Origin of the sequence: Plantactinospora sp. GCM10030261 (assembly GCF_042666615.1) — a bacterium.
Classification (GTDB): Bacteria; Actinomycetota; Actinomycetes; order Mycobacteriales; family Micromonosporaceae; genus KBS50.
The window spans coordinates 158,426-171,625 of record NZ_JBHTDD010000010.1; the positions used below are offsets into that span (position 1 = coordinate 158,426).

Annotated in this window: 10 protein-coding genes; 8 read left to right on the forward strand and 2 right to left on the reverse strand. The window is 73.0% G+C overall.

Annotation, left to right across the window (positions count from 1 at the left end; genetic code table 11):
• From rpmF to ACFQUZ_RS14785, 5 genes are all read left to right on the forward strand, one after another.
• The gene (rpmF, locus tag ACFQUZ_RS14765) at nt 1-174 is read left to right on the forward strand and encodes a 50S ribosomal protein L32 (RefSeq protein WP_377442306.1); all 174 of its coding nucleotides are present in this window, start codon (nt 1-3) and stop codon (nt 172-174) included.
• A gap of 55 nt (nt 175-229) precedes the next feature.
• Nucleotides 230-1,261, forward strand: a complete 1,032-nt coding sequence (locus tag ACFQUZ_RS14770) for a phosphate acyltransferase PlsX (RefSeq protein WP_377442429.1) — start codon at nt 230-232, stop codon at nt 1,259-1,261.
• A gap of 40 nt (nt 1,262-1,301) precedes the next feature.
• Nucleotides 1,302-2,222, forward strand: coding sequence for a ribonuclease III (gene rnc, locus ACFQUZ_RS14775; RefSeq protein ID WP_377442308.1), 921 nt, complete (start codon nt 1,302-1,304; stop codon nt 2,220-2,222).
• Nucleotides 2,215-3,072, forward strand: a complete 858-nt coding sequence (mutM, locus tag ACFQUZ_RS14780; protein WP_377442310.1) for a bifunctional DNA-formamidopyrimidine glycosylase/DNA-(apurinic or apyrimidinic site) lyase — start codon at nt 2,215-2,217, stop codon at nt 3,070-3,072. The genes rnc and mutM overlap by 8 nt, the downstream gene beginning before the upstream one ends.
• Nucleotides 3,073-3,360: 288 nt before the next feature.
• Nucleotides 3,361-5,595: an MMPL family transporter gene (locus ACFQUZ_RS14785; RefSeq protein WP_377442312.1), complete on the forward strand. Its 2,235-nt coding sequence runs from the start codon at nt 3,361-3,363 to the stop codon at nt 5,593-5,595.
• Between the two features lie 131 nt (nt 5,596-5,726).
• Here the strand turns inward: ACFQUZ_RS14785 and ACFQUZ_RS14790 are convergent, their stop codons facing one another.
• Both ACFQUZ_RS14790 and ACFQUZ_RS14795 read right to left on the reverse strand, forming a co-directional pair.
• Nucleotides 5,727-6,524, reverse strand: a complete 798-nt coding sequence (locus tag ACFQUZ_RS14790) for an endo alpha-1,4 polygalactosaminidase (protein ID WP_377442314.1) — start codon at nt 6,522-6,524, stop codon at nt 5,727-5,729.
• A gap of 131 nt (nt 6,525-6,655) precedes the next feature.
• Nucleotides 6,656-8,074, reverse strand: coding sequence for a CAP domain-containing protein (locus ACFQUZ_RS14795; RefSeq protein ID WP_377442316.1), 1,419 nt, complete (start codon nt 8,072-8,074; stop codon nt 6,656-6,658).
• A 378-nt stretch (nt 8,075-8,452) separates the two neighbouring features.
• On the opposite strand from ACFQUZ_RS14795, the gene ACFQUZ_RS14800 reads away from it, so the two are divergent.
• The 3 genes from ACFQUZ_RS14800 (at nt 8,453) to ACFQUZ_RS14810 (ending at nt 13,198) form a co-directional block, all read left to right on the forward strand.
• Nucleotides 8,453-8,647 carry a hypothetical protein gene (locus ACFQUZ_RS14800; RefSeq protein WP_377442318.1) on the forward strand — a complete coding sequence of 65 codons (195 nt, stop codon included), beginning with the start codon at nt 8,453-8,455 and terminating at the stop codon, nt 8,645-8,647.
• A gap of 351 nt (nt 8,648-8,998) precedes the next feature.
• A complete protein-coding gene (gene smc, locus ACFQUZ_RS14805) occupies nt 8,999-12,577 on the forward strand; it encodes a chromosome segregation protein SMC (RefSeq protein ID WP_377442320.1) in 3,579 nt (1,192 codons plus the stop codon).
• The gene (locus ACFQUZ_RS14810; RefSeq protein ID WP_377442322.1) at nt 12,578-13,198 is read left to right on the forward strand and encodes an HAD family hydrolase; all 621 of its coding nucleotides are present in this window, start codon (nt 12,578-12,580) and stop codon (nt 13,196-13,198) included.
• Nucleotides 13,199-13,200 lie beyond the last annotated feature (2 nt).

The window sequence follows — 13,200 nt, forward strand, 5'->3', positions numbered from 1 at the left end:
GTGGCCGTTCCCAAGCGCAAGATGTCGCGCAGCAACACCCGGTCCCGCCGGGCGCAGTGGAAGGCCGCGGCGGTGACCACTGCCGCGTGCCCGCAGTGCAAGTCGCCGAAGCTGCCGCACGCCGCCTGCCCCGTCTGCGGCACCTACAACGGCCGCCAGGTCATCGAGGTCTGATTCTGGACACCGAGTGACGCCTCCGACCCCTGGTCGGGCGCGCCCGTCCCGGCGACTGCCCGGGGTACCGGCTCCGGTCAGCGGCGACCGCGACACCGTGGTCGCCGCGGCCCAGCCGGGCGCCGTGCGGATCGCCGTCGACCTCCTCGGCGGGGACCGAGCTCCCGCCGTCGTGGTTGACGGCGCTCTGCGAGCGCTGGACGCCGACGCCGACCTGACGCTACTGCTCGTCGGGCCACCCGAGGTGGCCGACGAGGTCGTCGCCGCGCTCTCGCCGGCGGACCGGCTCCGGGTGACGGTCCGTCCGGTCCGCGGCCTGGTCACCATGGCCGACGATCCGACGCTCGCGGTCCGCGCCGAAACCACAATCGGCGCCGCGGTCCACGCCGCGACGACCGGCGCGGCGGACGCCATCGTCTCCGCAGGGTCGACCGGCGCCACCGTCACCGCCGCCGTACTCGGCTTCGGCCGCTGGTCCGGGGTACGCCGACCGGCGCTTGCCGCCATCCTGCCCGCCATGTCCGGCCCGGTGGTGCTGCTCGACGTCGGCGGCTCGCTGGAGGCCCGGGCCGGCACCCTCGCCCGACACGCGGTGCTGGGCGCCGCGTACGCCGCGGTGGTGAACGGAACCTCCGCGCCCCGGGTGGGCCTGCTGTCCGTCGGTGTGGAGGGCGGCAAGGGCGACCGGCCCCGCCGTGCCGCGGATCCCGCCCTGGCCGCCGAGCCGCTGCCGGCCGGCGCCCGGTACGTCGGCCTGGTCGAGGGAAACGACGTCACTGCCGGCAACCGGGCCGACGTGGTGGTGACCGACGGCTTCACGGGAAATATCCTGCTCAAGGGCATCGAGGGCGCGTACGACCTGGCCGGCGGACCGCCTCGGCGTGGCGGTGCGCCACGCGCCGCCGCGCTGCTCGGGGTGGCCGGCACCGTGGTGGTCTGCCACGGCGCGGCCGGGGCCGCCGACCTCGCGTCCGGCATCGCACTCGCGGCCCGGTTGTGCCGTCAGGGCGCGTCCGCCGCCGTCCGCACGCTGTCCGCCGACCCGCAGCGGGACGTCCGGCCGAGCGACACCGAGGTGTCCGCATGACCAGTCCAGGGAGCGAACCGATGGTTCACGAGGTGGCACCATGAGCGCCAGTAACGGTAACGGCAAGCGCCGACGGGCGCCGATCGGTCACCTGGAGCAGGCCTTCGGTGTCACGTTGGATCCGGAGCTCCTGGAGCGGGCGCTGACGCACCGCTCGTACGCGTACGAGAACGGTGGGCTGCCCACCAACGAACGGCTGGAGTTTCTCGGCGACTCGGTGCTCGGCGTGGTCATCACCACCGCGCTCTTCCACAATCACCCGGATCTGCCGGAGGGGCAGCTGGCCAAGTTGCGGGCGAGCGTGGTGAACATGCGGGCCCTGGCCGACGTGGCGCGCCGGCTCGGGCCCTCCGGCCTCGGCCCGTACCTGCTGCTCGGCAAGGGCGAGGAGAGCACCGGCGGCCGGGACAAGGCAAGCATTCTCGCGGACACCCTGGAGGCTCTGCTCGGCGCCATCTACCTCCAGTACGGCCTGGAGATCGCCGCCAAGGTGATCCACCGGCTGTTCGATCCGCTGATGGCGGAGTCCGCCGGGCGGGGCGCCGGCCTCGACTGGAAGACCAGCCTCCAGGAACTCACCGCGGCACTGGGGCTCGGCGTGCCGGAGTACCGTATCGAGGACACCGGACCCGACCACGCGAAGACGTTCACCGCCTGGGTGGTGGTGGCCGGCGACCGGTACGGCGGTGCCGAGGGTCGTAGCAAGAAGGAAGCTGAGCAGCGAGCCGCCGAGACAGCCTGGCGCACCCTGTCGGAACAGGCGGCCGAACAGTCGGAGCCGCCGGCCCCGGTCGAGCCACCGAACGGACCCGGCGCGTCCACCGAGCCCGCGGGGCCGCGGCTGGACTCGCCGGCGCCAGCGCACAGCGCGGCGACCGGGTCCGCCGGCGTACCCGCGACGGAGGCCCCGCAGCCGCCGCCGGTGACGGACCCAGAGCCGCACGGCGGGTCGCGTGCCTGAACTGCCTGAGGTCGAGACGGTCCGGCGCGGGCTGGCCACCTGGGTCGTCGGCCGGCGGATCGCCAGCGTCGAGGTGCGGCATCCGCGCGCCGTGCGCCGCCATGTCCCCGGTCCGGAACACTTCGCCGCGGCCATCGCTGGTCGGACCGTGGTCGACGTCCGCCGCCGTGGCAAGTACCTCTGGCTGCCGCTGGACAGCGGCGACGCCGTGCTGGGTCACCTCGGCATGTCGGGACAGATGCTGCTCCAGCCGGCCGATGCCCCGGACGAGAAGCACCTGCGGGTCCGCTTCGGGTTCGCCGACGAAGGCCCCGAGCTGCGCTTCGTCGACCAGCGGACGTTCGGCGGGTTGGCCCTCTCCGAGGGTGGGGCCGACCTGCCCGCGGAGATCGCGCACATCGCCCGCGACCCGATGGACCCGGACTTCTCCGACACGGCGTTCGTCGCGGCTCTGCGGCGACGGCGTACCGAGATCAAACGAGCCCTGCTCGACCAGTCCCTCATCTCCGGCGTCGGCAACATCTACGCCGACGAGGCGCTCTGGCGGGCCCGGCTGCACGGCCTCCGGCCCACCGACGCCCTCACCCGGCCCGCGGTCGGCCGGCTGCTCGGCCATGTCCGCGACGTGCTTGCCGCCGCCACCGACGAGGGAGGCACCAGCTTCGACGCGCTCTACGTCAACGTGAACGGTGAGAGCGGCTACTTCGACCGCTCGTTGGCCGTGTACGGCCGGGAAGGGCTCCCGTGCCGGCGGTGCGCTGCTCCCATCCGGCGGGAACCGTTCATGAACCGGTCGTCGTTCAGTTGTCCGCGTTGCCAGCCGCGTCCCCGGGGAGCCGCTCGGGGTTGACCCCTCAGGACGGCTCGGGGTCATCCCGCGCCGCACTCCGGGTCGTCTCCGGAATGCCGTCGCCGACACGCCGTCGCCACTCCCTACGGGCGGTTCCGCGCTCCTGCGCGTACCACGCTCCTGCGTCAGATGTCCGGTTCGCCGCCGCCGGCCCCGTCACCGTCCGATCTGGATGATTACTCGGGGACAACCGCGGGGCGTTCCCCGATGCCCGGTACGCCCGTCCTCCCTAACGTCGGCTCGACGAGCGTCCACTCGTCGAGGCTGACACGAGGGGGAGCCGAGAACATGGGCAGCAGACCAGTGACCGTACGGGTGGCTCGGTGGAGCGCCGAGCATCCGTGGCGCGCCGTGGCGATGTGGATCGTCTTCGTGGCCGTGTGTTTCGTGGGGGGCAACACGGCCGGTCTCAACGAGGCGACAGATCGGGACTCGGCGATCGGTGAGGCCGGGCGCGCCGACATCATCGTCGCCGACGGGAACTTCGCCGACCCGGCGGTGGACAACGTCCTGATCAGTGCCCGGACCGGGACGCTCGACCCGACGGCCGCTCAGGCGGCGGCCACCGACGCGCGCGCCCGGCTCGGATCGGTGACCGGCGTGGCGTCGGTCGGCGAGCCGGTGCCGGCCCGGGACGGCACCGCGTTGCTGCTGCCGGTCACCCTCACCGGCGACCCGGAGACCGCGTCCGACCGGATCCAGCCGCTGCTGGACGCGACCGCGCGCGTCCAGGCCGATCATCCCGACCTGCGGGTCGAGCAGGTCGGCGGGCCATCCATCGGCAAGGCCATGGACGACACGCTCGGCAACGACTTCAAGCGTGCCGAACTGCTCAGCCTCCCGGTGACGCTGGCCATTCTGATCGTCGCGTTCGGCGCGTTGATCGCCGCCGGGGTGCCGGTGCTGCTCGCCCTTTCCTCGGTCGCCGCCGCGCTGGGGCTCTCGACGCTCGCCTCGCACCTGGTGCCGGCAACCGAGACCACGGCCAGCGTCATCCTGCTGATCGGCATGGCGGTGGGGGTCGACTACTCGCTGTTCTACGTCCGGCGGGAACGGGAGGAACGGGCCAAGGGTCGGGGGAGCCTCGACGCGGTGGAGATCGCGGCCGAGACCTCGGGGCACGCCGTGGTCGTCTCCGGCCTCGCCGTCATCATCTCGATGGCCGGGCTGTTCCTCGCCGGCGACGTGGTCTTCTCCTCGCTCGCCGTCGGCTCGATCCTGGTGGTCGCGGTGGCCGTGGCCGGTTCGCTCACCGTGCTGCCCGCGCTGCTGGCCAAGCTCGGACGTTGGGTGGACCGGCCCCGGGTGCCCGTCCTGTGGCGGCTCACCGCGCCGCGCCGGGGTCCCGACGGCACGCCGGCGCCGCCCCGCCTGTGGCCGGCGCTGCTGCGGCCCGCCCTGCGCCGTCCGGCCGTCACCCTGACCGTCTCGGTCGGTCTGCTGCTCGCGCTGGCCGCCCCGGCGCTCGGCATGCAGCTCAAGTTCCCCGGGATGGAGGACCTGCCCCGCGACACGCCGGTCATGCAGGCGTACGACCGGCTGACCGACGCGTTCCCGAGCACCGGGACCACCCACACCGTCGCGGTGCGGGCACCGGCCGGCGCGGCCGACGAGGTCCGGGTGGCGCTGACGGACCTGGCTCGCCGGGCGGCGGCCGACCCGTTGTTCGCCCCGATCGAGCAGGACGGTCCGGAGATCCGGGTGTCCGCTGACCGGCAGGTGTCGGTGCTGGAGGTGGCCACCCCGCACGCCAGTCGCACCGACGAGGCGAAACGATCGCTGGAGGTGCTGCGCGACAGGTTCGTCCCGGCCACCGTCGGTGCCGTTCCCGGCGCCGAGCACGCCGTCAGCGGTGCGGTGGCGTGGAGCGAGGACTACGCGGCACACGTACGGGACAAGCTGCCGTTGGTCATGGGGTTCGTCCTGGTGCTGACCTTTCTGGTGATGACCTTCACGTTCCGGTCGGTGGTGGTCGCCCTCACCTCGATCCTGCTCAACCTGCTGTCCGCCGGGGCCGCGTACGGGCTGCTGACGCTGGTGTTCCAGGGCGCCTGGGCGGAGGATCTGCTCGGCTTCACCTCGATGGGGGCGATCGTCTCCTGGCTGCCGCTGTTCCTGTTCGTGGTGCTGTTCGGATTGTCGATGGACTACCACGTCTTCGTGGTCAGCCGGATTCGCGAGGCGGTGCGTCGGGGGGTCCCCAACCGGGAGGCCGTCGCCTACGGGATCACCAGTTCGGCGGGCGTCGTGAGCAGCGCCGCGATCGTGATGGTCGGGGTGTTCTCGATCTTCGCGACGCTGAGCACGATCGACATGAAGCAGCTCGGGGTCGGACTCGCGGCGGCGATCCTGCTGGACGCCACGATCATCCGCGCGGTGGTACTGCCGTCGCTGATGACGCTGCTGGGGTCGGCCAACTGGTGGGCGCCGCGGTTCCTGCGCGGCCGTACCGCGGTCCCGGTGTCGCCGGCCGGACCGGTGCCGCCCGTGGAACCCGAACCCGAACTGGTGCTGACGCGCTGATCGGGACGTGGCCGGAGGGGGTGGCCGCGGAGGTGACGCCACCCTGCCCGTGGGCTTCCGGGCCGGAAGCCCACGGGCGCGGCCGGACGCGGTGGTCTGCCGGCGACCTACCCCGATGAGCAGGGCGACAGTCAGCGCAGGCACGGTTCGCGCCATACGCCAAGGGACCGGTCCTTGCGCATCGAGGCGAAGCCCAGCCCTCGGGAGGTCACACAGAAGTCGCCGGTGTCACCGGTGTACTCCACGTGGAACACGGGCTTGCCGGCCGCCACGAACGGCCGGAGCCGGTCGCACTGCCCCAGGCGTACGCACTCCTCGTTGATCGCGAAGTCGAAGTCCGGGGCCAGCGCCGTGACCTGTGGCAGGTTGTTCACCAGTCCGACGGTCAGGCCCAGCGAACGAGCCATCGCGGCGACCCGGCGGTTGGCCACGAGCTGGTCGTCGAAGCTGAGCGGGAAGCCGGACCGGTGCAGGTGCCCGTCCGCGTCCAGCGGGGCGACGGCCTCGAACCGCTTGCCGAGGCAGAGCCGGAACCGGTCCTCGACGATCGGCGCGAGGACGTCCCAGCGTCGGATGTCCAGCCAGCGCCGATCGCCGCCAGCGGGGGCACCGAGCACGTCCGCCGGGAATCGACTGGCGTCCGGTCGCCGGGGATCGTACGTGCCCACCTCGACCGAGCAGATCAGCCGGCGGTTCCGGGCCCGTAGCCGGTCGGTCACGTCGGCCGTCGTGGCGAACGGGTCCAGGACGAACACCTCGGCGTCCACGTCGACGTCCGGCGTGCCGGACAACTGCCACTGCCAGCTCGGCGCCGGGCCGCTGGCCCACGGGTGAGGCGGCGGCGCGGCCGGTTCCGCCGCGCAACTGGGCGGGGCGAACAGGGTCAGGGCGGCCAGCAGCGCCGACAGCCGGCCGCGGGTCCTGGGCATCGCGGCTCCCCGACCACAGGACGTCGGAGGTCACCGACGAGCGGTCGGGTCTGGTACGGGGTCGTGCTGCCCGTACCGACCGCACCGCCGTACGGATCAACGACCCGTACGGCGGTGCGGTGTCGGGCGGCTCAGCCGCCGAAGTTCTGCGTCCAGTAGAGCCGGCCGTCGCCCCCCGTGGCCACGCCCACCCCGATGTCCTTGAAGGCGCAGTTCAGGATGTTGGCGCGGTGACCGGAGCTGTTCATCCAGCCGTCCATCACGGCGGCGGGGGTCGGGTAACCGTACGCGACGTTCTCCGCCATCGTCCGCCCGTCGTAGCCGGCCCGCCGGATGCGCTGGTCGAAGCTGCTGCCGTCGCTGCCGGTGTGCGACATCTTGTTGTGCTCCGCCTGGTCCTGGCTGTGCAGCCGGGCAGAGGTCATCAGGTGTGACTCAGCGGCGACCGCACCGCAGCCGTTGGCCGACCGCTCCCGGTTGACGAGGTCGATCACCTGCTGCTCGGTGCTGCTGACCGAGCCGTTGCCGGATCCGCCGCTGCTGCCGCCCGACCGGCTGGCCGGGGCGGACTCGGTCCGCCGGGCCGGCGGGGCCGTCGAGCGGCGGGGCGCCGGGGTGGTGGCCGCCGGCTTGCTGGGACTGGCGCTCGGGGTCGGTGCGGCGCTCGTCGGGACGGGCTCGGTCGGGCTCTCCGTCGGGTCGCCGAAGGGGTCAGCCGCCTCGGTGGGCGCGGTTCCGCCGTCGGCGGTGGTCGTCGTGCGGGATGTCGGCTCCTGCGAGTCGGGCAGCACCATGGCGCCGACGCCGACCATCACGGCCAGGGTCGCGGCGGCGGCGGCTCCGGCGAGGACCAGCGGCCGGGGCAGCCGGCGAGCCGGCGGTTCCGAGGCCGTACCGGCGCGGTCCGCCGCGTCCCACTTGGCGGTGTGGTCGGGGTACGAGCCGCGCTCGTCGCCGGCGTTCGGCGGGTCGGCCCAGAAGCCACCGATCGGACGCTCGGGTCCGTCGCCGTGCGCGTCCCGGTCCATGCCATACCCAGGATGGCCCTGGTGGAACCCGCCCTGGTGGAACCCGCCCTGGTCGAACCCGCCCTGGTCGAACCCGCCCTGGTCGAACCCGCCCTGGTCGAACCCGCCCTGGTCGAGTCCGTCCCGATGTCCGGGGTAACCGGGTCCGTCGGCGTAGCCGGGTCCGTCGGCGTAGCCGTGCCCGCCGGCGAAGCCCGGGGCCTGGGTCGGGTAGTCGTCGCGGTCCGAGTCGTACGGCGGTCGTGCGTCGAACGCGGGCCGGTACTGGCCGTCCTCGCCGCCGGGGCCCGGATAGCCACCGACGGTCGGGTACGCGTCCGTGGCGCCCCGGTCCGGGTCGTACGGTTCGCCGCTGGCCGCGGCGTGGCCGGCGGCCTCCGTGCCGCCGTACGGATACCGCCCGTCGGGGTCGTACGAGTGGTGGAGGGCGTCGTACCACGGCTGCGGCGCCGGTTCGTCCGCCGTTCGCCGGTCGGCCCAGTTCGGGTCGCTCGGGTCGATCCGGTCGTTCCAACCCTGCACGCGCTCGCCTCCGTAAATTGCCAGTCGTGAAGCCCGGCCGAGGTTACGGTGTCACGTCGCGCGCCAGCAATCTGGCTAAGGAAGACATAAGGCTGAGGTAAAGACCGAAAACCGGGGTGCCGGAGGCGGCTCGACGGTACACTGTCATCGTCCGAACAGTGATCTTGTTCGTGCCAAGCGGCGGCCGGGTCTGGGCGACACCGGTCGACACGGAAGACTTCCGCGCGCCACGTAACTTGACGAAGCGAGCGTGTCGACACACTATAGAGGTGTCGCCAGTCGCGCCCAATCGTGCCCAATGTGTGCTCGAGGGCGCATGTTGCGAGCGATGGGGCGCGCGTTGGCCGGCCTACCGGCAGCGCATCAAAGGGAGACGATATGGCGAAGGCCCTCTACGGCCACGTGGGTGCGGCGCCTGACCGGCGCCTCCTCGACGAGGTCACGCGGTTGCGTGCCAGGGTCGAGGCGTTGGAGTTCGAGATCACGCGTCTGCGAGCGGAGAACGATCGGCTCGCCGCCGCGACGGCCGAGGCGGATAATCTGCTCCGGCTGACCGAACCGGCGCTGACCTGATCCGAGCGGTCATCCACCGCCCGGTAACGGCACAGTACAACTGAACACAGAACGCGCGCCGGCACATCCGTGACGGCGCGCGTTCTTGTGCCCGGCGACGCCGGTCCCGATCACGGAGCCGTGGTGGTGACCGGCGAACGGCACGGGCACGCCCGGTAAGCTGCGACGCGCGCCGCGGATCGGCCCGGCAGTGTGCGGGTTACGCTGCGAAGACCCGGTCGCGGAGGCGGCCGGTTCGCGAACGGCCCGGTTCGCGCCAGACGCTGGGGAGCCGATCCGGGATCGGCACCGGGCGCCGGGCCGGGGAGGCGACCGTCGGCCCCGACGGCGCGGCGGACGAGGATCGGGAACGTGTATCTCAAGACCCTGACGGTGAAGGGCTTCAAGTCCTTCGCCTCGGCGACCACGTTGAAGCTGGAGCCGGGCATCACCTGCGTGGTGGGCCCGAACGGCTCCGGCAAGTCCAACGTCGTCGACGCCATCGCCTGGGTGCTCGGCGAGCACAGCGCGAAGGCCCTGCGCGGCGGCAAGATGGAAGACGTGATCTTCGCCGGCACCGCCGGTCGGGCACCCCTGGGCCGCGCCGAGGTCACTCTCACCATCGACAACACCGACGGCGCGCTTCCGATCGACTACACCGAGGTGTCGATTACCCGCCGGATGTTCCGCTCGGGGGAGAGCGAATACGAGATCAACGGCAGCGGTTGCCGCCTGCTCGACATCCAGGAACTGCTCTCCGACTCCGGAATCGGCCGCGAGATGCACGTCATCGTCGGGCAGGGACAGCTCGACGCCGTCCTGCACGCCAAGCCGGAGGACCGCCGGGCCTTCATCGAGGAGGCCGCCGGCGTACTCAAGCACCGCAAGCGCAAGGAAAAGGCGCTGCGCAAGCTCGACGCGATGCAGACCAACCTGAACCGGCTGACCGACCTGACCACGGAACTCCGCCGGCAGCTCAAGCCGCTCGGCCGGCAGGCCGAGGTGGCCCGCCGGGCCGCGGTGATCCAGGCGAACCTCCGGGACGCCCGGCTGCGGCTGCTCGCCGACGACCTGTCCACCCTGCGCACCACCCTGGACAAGGAGATCGCCGACGAGACCGCCTTGCGGGACCGGCGGGAGCGGGTCGAAGCCGAACACGCCGAGGTGCAGTACCGGCTGGCGGAGCTGGAAGCGGCTCTGGCCGAGGACGCCCCGATGCTGGCGAACGCCCAGGACACCTGGTTCAAGCTGGCCGCGTTGCAGGAGCGGTTCCGGTCCACCGAGCAGTTGGCCCGGGAACGGCTGCGGCACATGAGTGCCACCCCGGACGACGAGCGGCCGGGTCGCGACCCCGACCAGCTCACGGCCGAGGCGGAACGGGTCCGCGAGCAGGAGGAGGAACTGCGCGCCGCGCTCACCGACGACCAGGTGCACCTCGCCGAGGCGGTGGAGCACCGGCAGGAGCTGGAACGGCAGCTCGCCGCCGCGGAACGGTCGCTGGTCACCGCCGCCAAAGCCATCGCCGACCGGCGCGAGGGCTTGGCGAAGCTGACCGGGCAAGTCAACTCCGCCCGGGCCCGGACCTCGTCGGCCGCCGAGGAGATCGCTCGGTTGGCCGCCGCGCACGCCGACGCGTTGGCCCGCGCCGAGCACGCGCAGGCCGAGCTGGACGTGGTGGCTGAACAATCCACCGAGGCCGACCGGGACAACGCCGAGCTGGACGCCCGGCACGCGCAGGCGCAGGCCGCCCAGGACCAGGCGGCGGCCCGGGTACGCGCGCTGTCCGACGCCGAGCGGGCCGCCGAGAAGGACGCGGCCTCCTGGAAGGCCCGCGAGGAGGCGCTGTCCATGGGGCTGCGCCGGGCGGACGGCGCCGGCGCCCTGCTCTCCCGGGCCAGCGAGGTTCCGGGCCTGCTCGGCGGTCTCGCCGGGCTGCTCACCGTGGCGCCCGGGCACGAGGCGGCGCTGGCCGCCGCGCTCGGCGCGCTCGCCGACGCCGTCGCCGTACGCGGGGTGGACGAGGCGGCCGAGGCGATGCGGCTGTTGAAGATCTCCGACGCCGGCCGGGCAAGTCTGCTGGTGGCCGGCGACGCCGGTCCCGGCATGATCGGCTCGCTGGACGCGCTGCGGCCGGAGCTGCCCGACGGCGCCCGGTGGGCACCGGACCTGGTTAGCTGCCCCGACGACATCCGCCCCGCGGTGCACCGGGCGCTGCGTGATGTCGCGCTCGTGCCTGACCTGGCGGCGGCCACCGCGCTGGTCTCAGCCAACGCCGAACTGCGCGCGGTCACTCCGGACGGGGACGTGGTCGGCGCGTACGCCGCCGCGGGCGGCTCGGCGAAGGCGCCGAGCTACATCGAGGTGCAGGCGGCGGTCGAGGAGGCCCGGGCCAACCGCACGACGGCCGAGCAGACAATCGCCGAACTGAACGAGCAGCTCGCCGAGGCGCGCGAGGAGGTCGTCACGCGCAAGGCCGAGACGGCAGCCGCCGCGGCGGTGAAGCGGGAAGCCGAGGGGCAGCGCAACGCCGCCGCCCGCCGGCTGGCCGAGTTGGGGGCGGCGGCCCGCTCCGCCAAGGCCGAAACGGATCGGCTCGCCGAATCCAGAGCGCGGGCCGAGGAGGCCCGGGAGCGGGACGTGACCGCCCTGGCCGAGCTGGAGGAACGGCTCCGGTTGGCGGAGGACACGCCGATCGACGAGGAGCCGTCCACCGACGAACGGGACGAACTGGCCAACTACCTGCCCTCGGCCCGGCAGAACGAGATGGAGGTCCGGCTCGCGGTGCGTACCGCCGAGGAGCGGGTCGCGGCCATCGCGGGTCGGGCCGACTCGCTGCTGCGTCAGGCCGCGGCCGAGCGGGCCGCCCGGGAACGGGCCGCCGCCCGCCGGGCCGCGCGGGCCCGTGGCGCGGCCATCGCCCGGGCCGTCGAGAACGGCGCCCGGGACGCCCTCACCCGGCTGGCGATCTCGCTGTCCACCGCCGAACGCAGCCGGGACGAGATCGCCGCGGCGCGGTCCGCCCGAGAGGCCGAGCTGCAGGAGGTGCGCGGCGCCGCCAAGCGGCTCGGGGCCGACCTGGAGCGGCTGACCAGCGCCGTGCACCGCGACGAGGTCGCCCGGGCCGAGCAGCGGATGCGGATCGAGCAGCTAGAGGCCAAGGCCGCCGAGGACTTCGCCCTGGACGTGGAGACGTTGCTCGCCGAGTACGGCCCGGAGAACCCGGTGCCACCCACGGACGCCGAGCTGGCCGCGGCCGAACGGGACGGGGTACGGGCGCCCGAGCCGGTCCCGTTCGAACGCGCGATGCAGGAGAAGCGGGCCGCCAAGGCGGAACGGGAGCTGGCCCTGCTCGGCAAGGTCAACCCGCTCGCGCTGGAGGAGTTCGCCGCGCTCGAGGAGCGGTTCAAGTTCCTCTCCGACCAGCTCGAGGACCTTAAGGCCACCCGGCGCGACCTGCTCACCGTGGTCAAGGACGTGGACGACCGCATCCTGGAGGTCTTCGCCAGCGCGTACGAGGACACGGCCCGCGAGTTCGAACAGGTCTTCGGTGTGCTCTTCCCGGGCGGTGAGGGTCGGCTGGTGCTCACCGACCCGGAGGACCTGCTCACCACCGGCGTCGAGGTGGAGGCCCGGCCACCGGGTAAGAAGATCAAGCGGTTGTCGCTGTTGTCCGGCGGGGAACGCTCGTTGACCGCGGTGGCGTTGCTGGTGGCCATCTTCCGGGCCCGGCCCAGCCCGTTCTACATCATGGACGAGGTGGAGGCGGCACTCGACGACGTCAACCTCGGCCGGTTGATCACGCTGCTGGCCCAGCTCCGGGAGAAGAGCCAGCTCATCGTCATCACCCACCAGAAGCGGACCATGGAGGTCGCCGACGCGCTGTACGGCGTCACCATGCGCAGCGGCGTCACCCAGGTGATCAGTCAGCGGATCAACACCGAGGAGGGCTGAATGGCGCGCGACCGCGCGACCGCGTTGCTTGTCGACATGGACGGCGTACTGCGTCGCTGGGATCCGGAGGTCATCGCGGGGGTGGAGCGGCGGTACGGGCTGCCGCACGACGCGCTGCTGGGCACCGCGATGCGCTGGGCGCTGCTGCAACCGGTGATCACCGGACAGGTCACCCACGCGGACTGGATGTCCACCGTGGTGGACGCCCTCGCGGTGGCGACCGGTGACCTGAACCGGGCGCGGGCGGCGGTCGCCGAGTGGGAGCGGTACCGGGGCGAGGTCGACCCGGACGTGCTGGCCTTCGTCCGCCAGGTGCGGGCTTCCGGCCTCCGGGTCGGGCTGGCCACCAACGCCACCGACCTGCTGGACGCGGACCTGGAGCGGCTGGGCCTGACCGGCGAACTCGACGCGGTCGTCAACTCGTCCGTCCTCGGCGTGCACAAGCCCAGCCGGGACTACTTCCAGCAGGCGTGCGCCGCCATCGGTGCGCCACCGAAGCGGGTGCTGTTCGTCGACGACTCGGACCGGGCGGTGGCCGGGGCCCGGGCGGCCGGCCTGTCAGCGTACCGGTGGAGCGGTCCGACGGACCTGCCGTACCTGCGGGCCGCGCTCGCGCTGTGAAG

What these genes read in the sequence shown, in the direction of transcription:
- rnc (WP_377442308.1), top strand. Translation starts at nt 1,302, where the DNA reads ATGAGCGCCAGTAACGGTAACGGCAAGCGCCGACGGGCGCCGATCGGT.
- ACFQUZ_RS14785 (WP_377442312.1), top strand. Translation starts at nt 3,361, where the DNA reads ATGGGCAGCAGACCAGTGACCGTACGGGTGGCTCGGTGGAGCGCCGAG.
- ACFQUZ_RS14790 (WP_377442314.1), bottom strand. Translation starts at nt 6,524, where the DNA reads ATGCCCAGGACCCGCGGCCGGCTGTCGGCGCTGCTGGCCGCCCTGACC.
- ACFQUZ_RS14800 (WP_377442318.1), top strand. Translation starts at nt 8,453, where the DNA reads ATGGCGAAGGCCCTCTACGGCCACGTGGGTGCGGCGCCTGACCGGCGC.
- ACFQUZ_RS14810 (WP_377442322.1), top strand. Translation starts at nt 12,578, where the DNA reads ATGGCGCGCGACCGCGCGACCGCGTTGCTTGTCGACATGGACGGCGTA.